Source organism: Bradyrhizobium xenonodulans, from assembly GCF_027594865.1.
Classification (GTDB): Bacteria; Pseudomonadota; Alphaproteobacteria; order Rhizobiales; family Xanthobacteraceae; genus Bradyrhizobium; species Bradyrhizobium xenonodulans.
The window spans coordinates 2,677,740-2,692,199 of sequence record NZ_CP089391.1 but is presented as its reverse complement, the minus strand read 5'-3'; the positions used below and the strand labels follow the sequence as shown (position 1 = coordinate 2,692,199).

15 protein-coding genes are annotated in these 14,460 nt (G+C 64.9%); 1 reads left to right on the top strand and 14 read right to left on the bottom strand.

Going from position 1 to position 14,460, the window contains the following annotated elements:
• Positions 1–5 precede the first annotated feature (5 nt).
• From I3J27_RS12540 to I3J27_RS12475, 14 genes are all read right to left on the bottom strand, one after another.
• Positions 6–1,652, bottom strand: coding sequence for an FGGY-family carbohydrate kinase (locus I3J27_RS12540; RefSeq protein WP_270169514.1), 1,647 nt, complete (start codon positions 1,650–1,652; stop codon positions 6–8).
• 37 nt (positions 1,653–1,689) lie between these two features.
• A complete protein-coding gene (locus tag I3J27_RS12535) occupies positions 1,690–2,463 on the bottom strand; it encodes an SDR family NAD(P)-dependent oxidoreductase (protein ID WP_270169513.1) in 774 nt (257 codons plus the stop codon).
• 40 nt (positions 2,464–2,503) lie between these two features.
• Entirely contained in the window at positions 2,504–3,511 is a 1,008-nt protein-coding gene (locus I3J27_RS12530) for an ABC transporter ATP-binding protein (RefSeq protein ID WP_270169512.1), read from the bottom strand.
• A gap of 15 nt (positions 3,512–3,526) precedes the next feature.
• Positions 3,527–4,357 carry a carbohydrate ABC transporter permease gene (locus I3J27_RS12525; RefSeq protein WP_270169511.1) on the bottom strand — a complete coding sequence of 277 codons (831 nt, stop codon included), beginning with the start codon at positions 4,355–4,357 and terminating at the stop codon, positions 3,527–3,529.
• 3 nt (positions 4,358–4,360) lie between these two features.
• Complete coding sequence (locus tag I3J27_RS12520; RefSeq protein ID WP_270169510.1) at positions 4,361–5,233, bottom strand: carbohydrate ABC transporter permease; 873 nt, start codon at positions 5,231–5,233, stop codon at positions 4,361–4,363.
• 88 nt (positions 5,234–5,321) lie between these two features.
• Complete coding sequence (locus I3J27_RS12515; protein ID WP_270169509.1) at positions 5,322–6,635, bottom strand: ABC transporter substrate-binding protein; 1,314 nt, start codon at positions 6,633–6,635, stop codon at positions 5,322–5,324.
• Between the two features lie 183 nt (positions 6,636–6,818).
• On the bottom strand, positions 6,819–7,769 hold the full coding sequence (locus I3J27_RS12510; protein ID WP_270172715.1) for a sugar-binding transcriptional regulator: 951 nt from the start codon (positions 7,767–7,769) through the stop codon (positions 6,819–6,821).
• 8 nt (positions 7,770–7,777) lie between these two features.
• Positions 7,778–8,443, bottom strand: a complete 666-nt coding sequence (locus I3J27_RS12505; protein ID WP_270169508.1) for an HAD family hydrolase — start codon at positions 8,441–8,443, stop codon at positions 7,778–7,780.
• Positions 8,444–8,522: 79 nt separating this feature from the next.
• Complete coding sequence (locus I3J27_RS12500) at positions 8,523–10,442, bottom strand: nitric oxide reductase activation protein NorD (RefSeq protein WP_270169507.1); 1,920 nt, start codon at positions 10,440–10,442, stop codon at positions 8,523–8,525.
• Between the two features lie 10 nt (positions 10,443–10,452).
• On the bottom strand, positions 10,453–11,262 hold the full coding sequence (locus I3J27_RS12495) for a CbbQ/NirQ/NorQ/GpvN family protein (RefSeq protein ID WP_270169506.1): 810 nt from the start codon (positions 11,260–11,262) through the stop codon (positions 10,453–10,455).
• A 62-nt stretch (positions 11,263–11,324) separates the two neighbouring features.
• Entirely contained in the window at positions 11,325–12,671 is a 1,347-nt protein-coding gene (locus I3J27_RS12490) for a cbb3-type cytochrome c oxidase subunit I (protein ID WP_270169505.1), read from the bottom strand.
• Positions 12,672–12,706: 35 nt separating this feature from the next.
• Positions 12,707–13,159 carry a c-type cytochrome gene (locus I3J27_RS12485; protein WP_270169504.1) on the bottom strand — a complete coding sequence of 151 codons (453 nt, stop codon included), beginning with the start codon at positions 13,157–13,159 and terminating at the stop codon, positions 12,707–12,709.
• A 98-nt stretch (positions 13,160–13,257) separates the two neighbouring features.
• On the bottom strand, positions 13,258–13,518 hold the full coding sequence (locus I3J27_RS12480) for a cytochrome C oxidase subunit IV family protein (protein WP_270172713.1): 261 nt from the start codon (positions 13,516–13,518) through the stop codon (positions 13,258–13,260).
• A complete protein-coding gene (locus I3J27_RS12475) occupies positions 13,518–14,096 on the bottom strand; it encodes a cytochrome c oxidase subunit 3 family protein (RefSeq protein ID WP_270169503.1) in 579 nt (192 codons plus the stop codon). The genes I3J27_RS12480 and I3J27_RS12475 overlap by 1 nt, the downstream gene beginning before the upstream one ends.
• 174 nt (positions 14,097–14,270) lie before the next feature.
• Between I3J27_RS12475 and I3J27_RS12470 the strand changes: the two genes are divergently transcribed.
• Positions 14,271–14,426 carry a hypothetical protein gene (locus tag I3J27_RS12470; protein ID WP_091892367.1) on the top strand — a complete coding sequence of 52 codons (156 nt, stop codon included), beginning with the start codon at positions 14,271–14,273 and terminating at the stop codon, positions 14,424–14,426.
• Positions 14,427–14,460: the final 34 nt, after the last annotated feature.

The window sequence follows — 14,460 nt, the reverse complement described above, 5'->3', positions numbered from 1 at the left end:
GTCCTTCAACCTCTCGCGACGTCGCCCATCGCGGCGCGGCTATTCCGGTCAACGTCGCGCAGCAGCCTGTACACGTTGCGCTTGCGGGCGTGGAAGGCGGCCATATCGGGCGCGGTCGGCTCGCTCTTCCCGCCCAGCGCCGACATCTTAGCCATGGTCTGCCCGATCGAGGCATAGGCGCCGCCGGCCACCGCCCCCAGCATCGCGGCACCCAGCAGCACCGGTTCCTTGGTCTGCGGCAACGCCACCGTGAGGCCCGTGGTGTCCGCCATGATCTGCCGCACCAAAGGACTGCGGCTCGCGCCGCCGCCCATGATCATGATGCTGGAACGGACGCCATGCGCGGCAAAGGCCTCGATCACCTCGGCAAGTCCATAGGCAAGGCCGCAGAGACCGGCGACGAACAGCCGTTCCATCGAGGCGACGTCGGTATCGAGATCGAGGCCCGCGATCACGGCGCGGGTATCCGGATCGGCGTAGGGCGAACGATTGCCGATGAATTCGGGCAACACATGGACGTCGCGCGCCAGCAGCGCGGCGCGGCTCGCGTCGCCCGAGCGCGCGATGATGCGGCGTTCCAGGTACTCGATGAGGTCGAGGCCTTCGTTGCGCGCCGCCGCACGCACCTCGCCGAAGCCGGGATGCGACTTGAGTAGATGGTCGATCGCCGCCCCGGCAGCCGATTGGCCGCCTTCGTTGAGCCAGAACTCCGGTACCATGCCGGAGTAATAAGGCCCCCATACGCCCGGCACGAAGCACGGCTCCCTGGTCGTCGCCATGATGCAGGCCGAGGTTCCCATGATGTAGGCCAGGCGATCGGAAACATCGGTCGTGCCGTCCGAGCCGTCGCGACCGCCGATCGCACCGATGCCACCGGCATGCGCGTCGATCAGCGACGCTCCAACCGGCGTGCCCGGCGACAGGCCGAGTTCGGCCGCGGCGGCACGGGTGAGGCCTTCGCCGAGCCGGGTGCCGGGCGCGACGATGTCGGTGCCGATGCGGGCGTAGCTCTCGGCGACGAAATCGGAGAGGCCGATGCGCTTGAAGAAGGGCGCACTCCAGCCCCCGCCATCATGCGCGAGGTAGTTCCACTTGCAGGTGACCGTGCAGGTCGAGCGCTGCAGCGAGCCGCTCGCGCGCCAGGTCAGATAGTCTGCCAGATCGAAGAAGTGACCGGCGGCATCGAAGCTCGATCGCATGTGCCGCTTCAGCCACAACAGTTTCGGCATCTCCATCTCGGGCGAGATCGAGCCGCCGACATAGCGCAGCACGGCATCCTCGGTCTCGTTGATCAGCCGCGCCTCGGAAGTGGCGCGGTGATCCATCCAGACGATGACGTTGCGCTGCTTGTCGCCGGAGGCGCTGACGGTGAGCGGCTCGCCTTGCCTGTCGAGCACAACCAGCGAACAGGTGGCGTCGAAGCCGATGCCGCCGACGCTGTCGGGCGCGATTGCTGCTTCCGCCATCGCCGCCCGCACCGATTTGGCACATGCCTCCCAGATGTCCTGCGACGACTGCTCGACGATATCGCCGGCCTCGTGCCAGATCCGGATCGGATGCCGCGCGGTCGCAAGCAGAGTGCCGGCCTCGTCGAACACCCCTGCCCGCGTGCTCGTGGTCCCTACGTCGACGCCGATATAGGCTCGCGGCATTGTCGCTCCCGGTCGCTTCGTCAATCGTGACGCAAGCCTACCAGCAAGTGTAGCCGCCATCCACCAGCACGATGCTGCCGGTCATCAGGCTCGCGGCCTCCGAGGAGAGGAACAGCACGACGGAGGCGATCTCCTCGACCTGTCCCATCCGTGCCATCGGGGTTCCACCGATCCAGGCGTCGTACATTTTGGCGTTGCTCTTCACGAAGGCGTTGAGCGGCGTCTCGATATAGGTCGGCGCCACCGCGTTGACCCGGATGCCGCGCGCGCCCCATTCGGCGGCGAGCGACTTGGTCAGATGGTGCACACCGGCCTTGGAGGCGTTGTAGAAGCACTGCTCCTGCGGCTTGTTGACGATGAAGCCGGACATCGAGCCCACATTGACGATGGCGCCGCTTCCGGCCTTCAGCATGTGCTTGCCGAATTCGCGGCAGCACCAGAAGGTGCCGTTGAGATTGACGTCGATGACGTTGAGCCAGTGCTCGTCGGTGACGGTCTCGGCCGGCGTCTCGCTGCGCGCAATGCCGGCATTGTTGACGAGGATGTCGACCTTGCCGTGGCGGGCGACGAGGTCGTTCGCGACCTCGGCGACGCGCTTCGTATCAGTGACATCCATGACCGCGGTTTCGACGTCATAGCCCTTCGCCTTCAGGCTGGCCTTGGCGCTGTCGGCGACCTTGCTGTCGCGGTCGCCGATGATGACCTTGGCACCGGCCTCGGACAGCGCCTCCGCACAGCCAAGGCCAATGCCCTGCCCGCCGCCGGTGATGAACGCGGTCTTGCCGTTCAGCTTGAATTTTTCCAGGTACATGGTGGTTTTCCGTTTCTTGCCGTTTCTTTGCCGTTTCTTGTTAGCCTCGAAGCGCGTTGCCGCTTTCATCGAAGCGATGGATGCGTGCGGGGTCCGGCAGCAGAGACACATGGTCGCCGGCATGCAGGCTCAATTCGCCGATATAGCGCGCCGTCAGCATGCCGAGCGGCCCGGCATCGACGTAAAGGAAGGTGTCGCTGCCGAGATGCTCGGCCACCGCGATCGTGCCCTGCCAGCCACCGGCGCCGTCGCGCTCGATCTTGAGATGCTCCGGCCTTACGCCGATGGTGGTCGCGCCCTGCTGCTTGGCGAACTCACCGGTCACGAAGTTCATTTTTGGCGAACCGATGAAGCCGGCCACGAACAGGTTTGCGGGCCTTTCGTACAGCTCCAGCGGCGAGCCATATTGCTCGATCTTGCCGCCGTTGAGCACGACGATCTTGTCGGCCATGGTCATGGCCTCGACCTGGTCGTGGGTGACGTAGATCGCGGTGGTGCCGAGCTGCTTCTGGAGCCGCGTCACCTCGATCCGCATCTGCACGCGCAGCGCCGCATCGAGATTGGAGAGCGGCTCGTCGAACAGGAACGCCTTGGGCTCGCGGACGATGGCGCGCCCGATGGCGACGCGCTGGCGCTGGCCACCGGAGAGTTCGCGCGGCTTGCGGTCGAGATAGGGCGTGAGGTTGAGCGTGGCCGCCGCCGCCTCGACCTTGCGGTTGGTTTCGTCCTTGGAAAGGCCTGCCATCTTCAGGCCGAAGCCGATGTTGCCGCGCACGCTCATATGCGGATAGAGCGCGTACGACTGGAACACCATCGAGAGCCCGCGCTTGGCGGGCGGCGTGTCGACGACGTTCTTGCCGTCGATCAGGATCTTGCCGCCACTGACGTCCTCGAGCCCGGCGATCAGCCGCAACAGCGTGGTCTTGCCACAGCCCGAGGGACCAACGAACACCACGAAGGAGCCGTCGGCGATGTCGAGGTCGGCACCCTTGATGATGTGCACCGGGCCGAAGGATTTCTGCACGTCCTGAAGTGTGATCTGACCCATGATCCGGCAGCCCCTTTACTTCACCGCGCCGAAGGTGAGCCCGCGCACGAGCTGCTTCTGGCTGAACCAACCGAGGACGAGAATGGGCGCAATCGCCAGCGTGGAAGCCGCCGACAGCTTGGCCCAGAACAGCCCTTCCGGGCTCGAATAGGAGGCGATGAACGTGGTGAGCGGCGCGGCGCTCGACGTCGACAAATTGAGTGTCCAGAACGCCTCGTTCCAGGCGAGGATCAAATTGAGCAGCATGGTCGAAGCCAGCCCCGGGATCGCCATCGGCGTCAGCACATAGACGAGTTCGCGGCCGATGGTGGCGCCATCCATGCGCGCGGCTTCGAGGATGTCGCGCGGGATCTCCTTGAAATAGGTGAACAGCATCCAGATCACGATCGGCAGATTGCCGAGGCAAAGGATGAAGACGAGACCGATGCGGGAATCGAGCAGGCCGAAGGTCTTGTAGATCAAATAGATCGGCACCAGCACGCCGACCGGCGGCATCATCTTGGTCGAGAGCATCCAGAGCAGGATGTCCTTGGTGCGCTTGGTCGGCGAGAACGCCATCGACCAGGCCGCAGGGATCGCGATCAGGAGCGCAATCAGCGTCGAGCCGCCGGCGATGATGACCGAGTTCATCGCATGGTGGAAATAGTCGCTGCGCTCCTGCACGGTGGCATAGTTCTCGGTCGTCCAGTGGAAGAACAGGAAGGACGGCGGGATGGCGAAGGCCTCGAGCTCGGTCTTGAAGCTCGCCAGCACCATCCAGAGGATCGGGAAGAAGATCAGGAAGCCGAAGAACCACGCACCGATCGTCGAGATCACCACGTGCTGCGTCGTTGTCTTGCGCGCCATGATTCAGGCTTCCAGATTGCGGCCGACGATGCGGACGAGGAAGAAGGCGACGACGTTGGCGATCACCACAGCGACGAGGCCGCCTGCGGAGGCGCTACCGACGTCGAACTGGATCAGCGCCTGCGAATAGATCAGGAAGGCGATGTTGGTGGTTTGCAAGCCCGGCCCGCCGCCGGTGGTGACGAAGATCTCGGCGAACACGGTGAGCAGGAAGATGGTCTCGATCAGGATCACCACCGTGATCGGACGCGCCAGATGCGGCAGCGTGATGTAGATGAAGGTCGAGACCGCGCTGGCGCCGTCCATCTCGGCCGCCTCCTTCTGCTCCTCGTCGAGCGATTGCAGCGCGGTCAGCAGGATCAGCGTCGCGAATGGCAGCCATTGCCACGTCACGATCAGGATCACCGCAAACAGCGGCATGTCGTTAAACCAGTCGATCGGCGTCAAATGGAACACCGAGGCGAGCCAGGCGAACAGGCCGGACACCGGGTGCATCAGCAGGTTCTTCCAGACCAGCGCGCTCACCGTCGGCATCACGAAGAACGGCGCGATCACCATCAACCGGACGAAATTGCGTCCGATCACGGGCTGGTCCATCAGCAGCGCCAGCGGAATGCCGAGCAGGATCGTCAGCGCCAGCACGGAGCCGACCAGCACCAGCGTGTTCTGGAGCGAGGCGAGGAAGGCGGGATCGGTGAGGAAGTAGCGGAAGTTCTCGAGCCCGACGAAGGATTCCGAGCCGGGGTCGAGCAGGCTGTAATGCAGCGTCGAGAAATAGATCGTCAGCGCGAGCGGAACGATCATCCAGATGAAGAGCAGCCCGACGGCCGGCGTCAGGAGCGACCGCGCAAGAATCTGCGTCTGCCGGGTTGCCATCAACGCTTCTCCGCTGGGGGAAGAAGGCGGCCATCCATCCCGAACGGTGGATGGCCGCAAGTTTGAGCTCAGGAGGGAGAGCTCGGGTTCACTTGATGTAACCGGCGCGCTTCATCTCGCGCTCGGTCGCGGTTTGCGCTGCCGCGAGCGCGGCATCCACCGTCATCGATCCCGCAAGTGCGGCCGAGAACTGCTGGCCGACCTGCGTGCCGATGCCCTGGAATTCGGGGATCGCGGCGTACTGCACACCGACGTAAGGTACCGGCTTCACCGTCGGCTTGTTCGGATCGGCGGCGTCGATCGAAGCCAGCGTCAGCTTCGCGAACGGCGCGACCTTCAGATAGTCCTCGTTCTTGTAGAGCGAGGTGCGTGTGCCCGGCGGCACGTTGGCCCAACCCTCCTTCGATGCCACTAGCTTGGTGTAGTCCTTGCTGGTCGCCCAGGCGATGAACTTCTCGGCGGCTTCGGTCTTCTTGGAGCCGGCGGGGATCGCGAGATTCCAGGCCCACAGCCAGTTGGCGTTCTTGCCGAGCCCGGTGTTGGGCGCGAGCGCGAAGCCGACCTTGTCGGCGACCTTGGAGTCCTTCGGATTGGTGACGAAGGACGCCGCGACCGTGGCGTCGATCCACATCGCGCATTTGCCCGCGTTGAACAACGCGAGGTTCTCGTTGAAGCCGTTGGAGCTCGCGCCGGGAGGGCCGGCTTCCTTCATCAGGTTGACGTAGGTCGTGAGCGTGGTCTTCCACTCCGGCGTGTTGAACTGCGGCTCCCACTTCTCGTCGAACCAGCGCGCGCCGTAGGAATTGGCCATCGCCGACAGGAACGCCATGTTCTCGCCCCAGCCCGCCTTGCCGCGCAGGCAGATGCCGTAGGTGCCGGCGCTCTTGTCGGTGAGCTTCTTGGCGGCGTCGATCACGAAATCCCAGGTCGGCTTCTCCGCCATCTTGAGGCCGGCCTTCTCGAACAGGTCGGTGCGATACATCACCATCGAGCTCTCGCCGTAGAACGGCGCGGCATAGAGCTTGCCGTCGACGGAGACCGCATCCTTGATCTTGGGCAGCAGGTCGGCGACGTCGTAATCGGCGCCGAGATTGGCGAGCGGCACCAGCCAGCCCTTCTTGGCCCAGATCGGCACCTCATAGGTGCCGATGGTGAGCACGTCGAATTGTCCGCCCTTGGTGGCGATGTCGGTGGTGACGCGCTGACGCAGCACGTTCTCCTCCAGCGTCACCCATTTCACCGAAATGTCGGGATTTTTCTTGGTGAATTCGGCCGTCAGCCCCTGCATGCGGATCATGTCGCCATTGTTGACGGTGGCGATGGTCAGGGTCGTTTCGGCCATCGCGGGGACGGCCAGCAACAGGACGGACGCGCCGCAGACGGCGCCGAGGACGTGTTTCACGGTGACCTCCCTCAAACTCGCGTTTTGAGCATATGCCCACGCGTTGGGCGTATGTTCAACGCAAGGACGGACGATTGTCAAGCAGGCGCGAGCGCATTCGCGCAACTTATGAGTGCTGCGGTGCGGGAGGGTTTTGTAATGTCGCGGGCGAGGATAAGGAGCCGAGCGCCAAGCCCGGCCTTGCTACCGCTCCAGGATCGCCCTTGCGGTGGCCTCGTCGGTGATCAGGCCGTTGATCAGGCCTCCGCTCAAAGCGGCCGTGATCGCCTGCACCTTGGCTGCGCCGACCGCGGCGCCGATGGTCGTGGTCTTCGCCGGCACTTCCGGCGGGATGCTGGTGAGGCGCTTGTTGGTCCCGGCCTTGAGCAGCTTTCCCTTCGCGTCATAGGCCCAGCCGGTGATCTCGCCGATGGCCCCCAACCGCATCATCTCGAACAATTCGTCGCGGGTGACGAAGCCGTCGACATGGACCTGTGCCTTCTGGTCCATCTGGCCGATGCCGACGAGGCGTAAGTCAGCCTTGGCCGCAACCGCCTTCACCTTGGCGATCGGCTCGATGCGCACCATCTTGTTGCGCTCGTCCTCCGACGACATCAGGAACGGCAGCGGCATCGGGTAGTGCCGTGCACCCGTACGGTCGGCGAGCCGGCCGACGGTGTCGTAGAAGCTCGCCGAGCCGTCGGCGGAGATATTGCCGACCAGCGAGACGATCTGGTGGTTGGGCCGGTCGATCGGCGTGACGCGCTCGACTGCGGCACGCACGGCGCGGCCGGTGCCGAGCGCGACGATCACGGGCGTCTCGGATCGCAGCGTCGAGTCGAGCAGATTGGCGCAGCGCTCCGCAATGCCGGCGGTGGCTTGCGGAGCCGCAGGATCGGCCGGCACCACCTCGCAATGGCTGAGGTCGAACCGCTGCTTCAGGCGTGCCGCCAGCTCCATGCAGGCGGCGATGGGATGCTCGAGCCGGAAGGTGATGAGACGTTCGGCGAGACACAGCGAGACCAGCCGCTGCGCCGAGGCGCGCGAGACCTGCAGCATCTTTGCGATCTCGTCCTGGGTGTGGCCGGCAATGAAATAGAGCCAGCCGGCGCGCGCGGCATCGTCGAGCCTCGATTTTTCGTTCTCGGCGGCCATGGCAGGCGTCACGTCTCCTTCCAGAAATCGCTCATGTGGCCGAAGACCCGATCGGCCCCGGCGCCGGACAATATAGCCTGCCCGTCGCGCCCGCGATAATGGCTGCCGCCGACAAATCCCCAGACGGTCATGCCGGCGGCTTTCCCCGCCTGCACACCGCTGATGCTATCCTCGATCACCAGCGTGCGGGCGGGCTGCGCGCCCATCTTCTCGGCCGCGTAGAGGAAGAGATCGGGCGCCGGCTTGCCATGCGCGACCATCTGCGCGGTGTAGATCCGCTTCCCGAACGACGGCGCAAGACCGGTCACCTTCAGCGACAGCGCGACGCGGTCGAGATCGCTCGACGAAGCCACGCAATACGGCACGCGCAGGCCGGACAGGACGGCATCGACATCTGGAATCGGCTGGAGCGCCTTCTCGAAGGCGGTCAGCACGCGCGACTTCAGCCGGACCGGAAAATCGACCGGCACCACCTGGCCGCGCTCGCGATAATGCTGCGTGATCGCGCTCGTGCTCCGCCCGAGAAACAGCTCGATCGCCTGCGCAAGCGTCAGCGATATCCCGAATTCGGACAGCTCATCGGACAGGCAGCGGCAACTCAGCAGTTCGCTGTCGACGAGCACGCCGTCGCAGTCGAAGATGATCAGATCGGGCTTTGGCCGGATTTGGTCCATCCGGTCATTCGATCATATACCCAATCCATGAGCAATAGTTCACCCGGGAACACGACGCCGCGGACTTTGCCCTGCTGGTTCAATGAGCCACCTGCCGGTAGATCGCCGGCAGCGCCGCGGGCAATCGCTTGATGTTCCCGACAATGGCGTAGCCGCTGCGGCCGAACAGTGTCGGAAAATAGGATTGCGCCGCCGCATCGACCGTCACGCCGAAGACCGCGATGCCGAGCCGGCGCGCCTCCTGCACGGATTTACGGGTGTCCTCGACCGCGAAGCGGCCCTCGTAATGATCGACGTCGTTCGGCTTGCCGTCGGTGAGGACGAGCAGCAGCTTCTTGCGCTGCGGCTGACGCGCGAGCTCGGCCGAGGCGTGGCGCACCGCCGCGCCGATCCGGGTGTAGTAGCCGGGCTTCAGCGCGCCGATCCGCCGCTCCACCGCGCCGCTCATCGGCTCGCCGAACGCCTTGACGGTCTCGAGCCGCACCCAGGAGCGCCGGCGCGAGGTAAAGGTCAGGATGCTGTGATGATCGCCACAGGCCGAAAGGCCGTGGGCGAGCACCAGCAGCGCCTCCTTCTCGACGTCGAGCACCCGGTAGCCGTCGACCCAGGCGTCGGTCGAGAGCGAGACGTCGACGAGCAGCGTCACGGCCAGATCGTGCCCTTGCGGTCGCATGGCCATGTGGACGCGGTCGAGACCGGCGCCATTGCCGCCGGCGCGAAGATCACAGCGGGCGCGCACCAGTGCGTCGAGGTCGAGGTCGTGACCATCGGCTTGTGCGCGCATCAACTCGTGGCGCGGCCGTAACACTTCGAAGCGGCGGCGCACCTGACCGATATGCCGACGCATGGTCCCATCCGGCGTCCAGCTTTCGCCGGTTTCGGAGGCTGCGGCGGCGAGCACGCGGCAGTGGTCCGGCAGATAGGCGCTGCTGCGATAGTCCCATTCGGGATAGGTGAGGTCCGCGTCCAATCGCGAGGCATCGAGCGCCTCCGGCGGCAGGTCGAGATCGAATTTGAGCCGGCTCGCGGGCTTGCCGCTGCGGCGGCTGAGCGTGATCTCCTCGAGATCGTCGGCGGCCTTCCGTGCATCCTCGTCCTCGCTGTCGTCGGCCGGACGGTCGACATTGACCATCTCTGCCATGGCGAGGATTTTTTCGAAGCGGTTGAGCACGAAGGGATCGCGGCGGTTGGCACCGTCTTCGCGCTCGCGGACGGCAAAGCGCTTGCGATCGTCCGTCGCCGCGGCCTCTGCGCCCGGTGCGCATTCGTCCTCGCCCGCATGTGCGGGCGAGAGCTCGCGCGTCCAGCAATCGCCCCAGAGCGGGCATGGCAGGATCGAACGATAGCCCGGAGGCGCCTTGTCCGGCAGCGGTCCCGTTCCCATCATCGCCGGCCACAGCTTGCCTGCGGGCGGCGTATCGGCGCCGAGCAGAGCGAGCACGATCCGCTCCATGTCCTGCTCGATGCGCGGCAGTGGCCGGCGCGGCCGGGCCATGGCCGTGGCCGCCGCCAGCCGCGCGTAGTCCTCGGCGAGGCCCGGACATTCGGTCAGCACCAGCACCGCGATCTCGCTGGTCCGCCGCAGCATCAACAGATCGCGCCGCAGCGGATCGGCCTCCTCGATTCCATCGGCGGGCGCAAATGCAAACCACGCGGCCAACCACCGGTACAGCGATGCATTCAGCGCCCGATCGGCGAAGATCGCGATGCTGTCTGGAAGGAAGATCGTCGCGGCATCGCGCCCCGGCTGCTCCAGGCGCTCGTCCCCGAGCCCGATGCGCTGGCGCCATCCGAGCCGGTGCCCTGCCCGGCGGGCACTGGCGCTCGCGATCTGCACGCCCGTCTCACCGCCAAGCGCGCGGAACATGATCGCGATCCGGCTCCGAACCTCCGCAAGCGACACGGCGTGCTCGGCATGGACCGGATAGCTCGCGGTGCCGCCGACCAGGCGATGCCAGGCACGGCCGACCGTTTCTTCAAGCTCGAGGAAATCGAGCATGGCATCTTCCTCAGGAGATCACGGCGCGCGCGACGTCGAGCAGCGCGGCCTTGACGTCCGCGTCGTCGGTCAACGGTTCGATCATGCCGGCGAGCACGGCATCGGCGATCGACACGCCGGCGGCAATCAGGGTGGCGCAATAGACGACAAGGCGGGTCGAGACGCCCTCCTCCAGATCGTGGCCCTTCAGCGCCCGCAGACGACCGGCCAGCAGGACGAGCGGCCTGACATAGTCGGACGCGAGCCCGCTCTCGGCCGCGACCACGGCGATCTCCTGCTCCGGTGGCAGAAAGCCGAACTCGATGGCGACGAAGCGCTGCCGCGTCGAGGGCTTCAGCGCTTTTAGCAGCGTCTGGTAGCCGGGATTGTAGGAGACGACGAGCATGAAGCTCTTGGGCGCGACCAACTCCTCGCCGGTGCGCTCCAGCGGCAGGATGCGGCGGTCGTCGGTGAGCGGATGCAGCACCACCGTGACGTCCTTGCGCGCTTCCACCACCTCGTCGAGATAGCAGATGCCGCCCTCGCGCACCGCCCGCGTCAACGGGCCGTCGGCCCACACGGTGTCGCCGCCCTTCAAGAGATAGCGGCCGGTGAGATCGGCGGCGGTGAGGTCGTCATGGCAGGCGACGGTGTGCAGTGGCAAGCCCAGCCGCGCCGCCATATGCGCGACGAAGCGGGTCTTGCCGCAGCCGGTCGGCCCCTTCAGCAGGACCGGCAGCTGATGCCGCCAGGCATGCTCGAACAGCGCGCATTCGTTTCCGGATGGAACATATGCCGGCAGCTCGGGCGCCGAGGTCACGGTGTGAAGCGCTAGTTTCATGATGTCTCTCCGGACTTTTCAGGAAGCAGGCGGCCGCGGCGAACCGCGGCCGCCGTTTGCGTTTATTCGGCCGGCTGCAACGCGCCGGGGATGACCGCCTGCTTGACGCGACCCGGCACCAGCACGGCCCAGACGAACATCAGCGCGGAGATCGCCACGAACACACCGGAGCCGAGCCGGACCCAGTAGAACATCGCAAGCTGATCCTGCACGTCCATGTAGCCCTGGCCGAGCACGCGCTGGAGATGGACCTGGACCACGCCGGCGAAGGTCAGCGCGAAGGTCATCACCATCATGGCGGTGCACATGATCCAGAAGCTGGTCATTGAGAGCCACTGGTTATAGGGCGCGCGTCCCTTCAGTTGCGGGATCGCATAGGCCATGACGGAGAGATTGAGCATCACATAGGCGCCGAAGAAGGCGAGATGGCCGTGCGCAGCGGTGACCTGCGTGCCGTGGGTGTAGTAGTTCACCGAGGACAGCGTGTGCAGGAAGCCCCAGACGCCGGCGCCGAGGAACGCCATCACCGAGCAGCCGACCGACCACAGCAGCGCCGCGCGGTTGGGATGCTTGCGGCCGGCCTTCCAGGTCATCTGCACCGTGAAGATCACCATGGTGAAGAAGGGCGCGACCTCGAGCGTGGAGAACAGCGAGCCGATCCACTGCCAGTAACCGGGCGCGCCGATCCAGTAGAAATGGTGACCGGTGCCGAGAATCCCCGAGAACAGCGCAAGGCCGATGATCACGTAGAGCCACTTCTCCACGACCTCGCGGTCGATGCCGTTGAGCTTGATCATCAGGAAGGCGAGGATGGAGGCCATGATCAGCTCCCAGACGCCCTCGACCCAGAGATGGACGACGTACCACCAGTACATCTTGTCGACGGCGAGGTTCGCGGGATTGTAGAAGGCGAACAGGAAGAAGATCGCAACGCCCCACAGGCCGAACAGCAGGATGTTGGTGACCGTGGTCTTGCGGCCCTTGAGCGCCGTCATCGTGACGTTGAACAGGAACATCAGGCAGACGACGACGATGCCGACCTTGATGATGAAGGGCTGCTCGAGAAACTCGCGGCCCTCGTGATAGTGGAAGAGATAGCCGACCACCGCGACGCCCGCGGCGCCGAAGAACATCCAGAACTGGATCTTCGCCAGCAGCGGGCTGTACAGCTCGGTCTCGGTTTCCTCAGGCAGCAGGAAGTAGGTCGCGCCCATGAAGCCGATCAGCGACCACACGATCAGCGCATTGGTGTGGATCATGCGGACGATGTTGAACGGCAGGATGGTCGAGAGGGTGTTGGGCAGGACGTAGATGGTCCCGGCGAGCAGCCCGAACAGGACCTGAGCCAGGAACAGCGTCAGCGCGCCGTAGAAATACAGCATCGCGACTTTCTGGGTTTGATATTTCATCTCGGGTTCTCTCTGTCTTGAAAGAGGAAAGCGTTTTAGCCGGCCTTGTTCGGCGGCCACTCCTGGCGCTTGATCTTGCTGGTCCATTGCAGGAAGTCGGCGAGATCGTCGAGTTCCTGGTCGGTCAGGTTGAACTGCGGCATCTGCCGCCGGCCGGGCGCGCCCGAGGGCTGCGATTGCATCCAGGCCTTCAGCGTCTCGCGCGCAGCGGCCGGATCCTCATTGCCGCCCCAGCGATCCCAGACGTTGCCGACTTCAGGGGCGAAATAGGCGCCCTCGCCGAGCAGCGTGTGGCAGTTGATGCAGGAGTTCTTCTCCCAGACATGCTTGCCGCGCGCGACCGACGTCGTCAGCGTCGCCGCGTCCGTGGAGGTCGTGGCCATGTAGTAATGGCTGTGCGCCGTCAGCCCTATGAAAATGGCGAAGAAAAAGGCCGAGCCGCCGTAGAAGACGTTTCGGGCGGCCGACTTGGTCAGGCGTTCAGCCATTGCCAATCCTTTCCGGTGTGAGTCGTATCGAGAAAATCGGTGATGCGATTTATTGCCGATCGGCGCAGACCGCTCTTTGACGAAGCGCAAGCAGCGCGTCAGATCAGGGCGGCGATCGCGGATGCGAGCCAGGCGAACAGCGCCACGATGACGACCCAGGCGCTGACGAGGCCGCGCCAGAGCGCCGGCGCAGCGCGAAGATCGAGGAAATCAAGCACGATACGGCGGCCCTTGAGGGCGGCGAAGCTCAGCAGCAGAGCGTTGCCGAGCAGCGGACGCGCGACGAGGGATGGAACCAGGATGGTCGCAAGCGCGAGGCCGATCAACACGATCCAGGTGAGATCGAGACGATCCGGAATCACTGTTGCACCAGATAGATGATCGGGAACATGACGATCCAGAGCAGATCGACCATGTGCCAGAAGGCGGCTCCGGTCTCGACGCCCGCCACGTTCGCACCCCGGGAAACTACGGCCAGAATCACGATGCCGAGGCCGACATGCAGGAGATGGAAGCCGGTGAGGAGGAAATACAGCGTGAAGAACGGGCTGGTCTCCAGGCCGTTTCCCAGCGCGATCTCGCCGGCATATTCGAACAGCTTGATCGCGATGAAGAGAGCTCCAAGCGCCATGGCTCCGAACAGCCAGCCGCGCGCGGTCCGCTTGTCCCGCGCTCTTGCGGCAGCCGTGCCGCGCGCCGCGGCCCAGCCGCTGGTCACCAGAACGACGGTGTTGATCCCGGCCAGATGCGTATCGAGCGTGGCTTGGCCGGCCGCGAAGATCGCGGGATGAATCGCGCGGGCGACGACGAAAGCACCGAGGAAGAGGCCGAAAGCGACGAGCTCGCTGAAGATGAGCACCCAGATCATGGGGTCGCCGGGAAGATCTTCCAGGATGCCCCAGCCGGTTTCTTGTTGTTCGCAATCCGTCGCCGACATCTGATTTCCAAGCCAAGACGCCGAACGAATACCTCAGCGGTGCGGTTCCGACTTTGTCGCCGCACAAATAGTGCAACCGGCCGAAGGAACGTTTGCGCTATCGCAACGTCCCGCCCGCCTCCCCGCCCTAGGGTGAGTATGTGGCGGTTCCGCAAAACAGCGAGCGATGAGAAGATGAGCGATGCGCAAATCGGGCTGATGACCGCGACCCCCATCATCATCGCGTTCGCGATAGCGCTCAGGCGCATGGGCGTGCTGTCGACGGTCGCAACCGTGTCGGCGGTGAGCCTTTCGGTGGCGATCGCGGCGGTGCTGTTCACGACGCAGTAACAGCAGTCAAAACTGCCTTAGGGTGGGCAAAGCG

Bases quoted from the DNA above. Each gene is read 5' to 3' on its own strand.
- I3J27_RS12540 (WP_270169514.1), bottom strand. From the start codon at position 1,652: ATGCCGCGAGCCTATATCGGCGTCGACGTAGGGACCACGAGCACGCGG.
- I3J27_RS12535 (WP_270169513.1), bottom strand. From the start codon at position 2,463: ATGTACCTGGAAAAATTCAAGCTGAACGGCAAGACCGCGTTCATCACC.
- I3J27_RS12530 (WP_270169512.1), bottom strand. From the start codon at position 3,511: ATGGGTCAGATCACACTTCAGGACGTGCAGAAATCCTTCGGCCCGGTG.
- I3J27_RS12525 (WP_270169511.1), bottom strand. From the start codon at position 4,357: ATGGCGCGCAAGACAACGACGCAGCACGTGGTGATCTCGACGATCGGT.
- I3J27_RS12520 (WP_270169510.1), bottom strand. From the start codon at position 5,233: ATGGCAACCCGGCAGACGCAGATTCTTGCGCGGTCGCTCCTGACGCCG.
- I3J27_RS12510 (WP_270172715.1), bottom strand. From the start codon at position 7,769: ATGGCCGCCGAGAACGAAAAATCGAGGCTCGACGATGCCGCGCGCGCC.
- I3J27_RS12505 (WP_270169508.1), bottom strand. From the start codon at position 8,443: ATGGACCAAATCCGGCCAAAGCCCGATCTGATCATCTTCGACTGCGAC.
- I3J27_RS12500 (WP_270169507.1), bottom strand. From the start codon at position 10,442: ATGCTCGATTTCCTCGAGCTTGAAGAAACGGTCGGCCGTGCCTGGCAT.
- I3J27_RS12495 (WP_270169506.1), bottom strand. From the start codon at position 11,262: ATGAAACTAGCGCTTCACACCGTGACCTCGGCGCCCGAGCTGCCGGCA.
- I3J27_RS12490 (WP_270169505.1), bottom strand. From the start codon at position 12,671: ATGAAATATCAAACCCAGAAAGTCGCGATGCTGTATTTCTACGGCGCG.
- I3J27_RS12485 (WP_270169504.1), bottom strand. From the start codon at position 13,159: ATGGCTGAACGCCTGACCAAGTCGGCCGCCCGAAACGTCTTCTACGGC.
- I3J27_RS12475 (WP_270169503.1), bottom strand. From the start codon at position 14,096: ATGTCGGCGACGGATTGCGAACAACAAGAAACCGGCTGGGGCATCCTG.
- I3J27_RS12470 (WP_091892367.1), top strand. From the start codon at position 14,271: ATGAGCGATGCGCAAATCGGGCTGATGACCGCGACCCCCATCATCATC.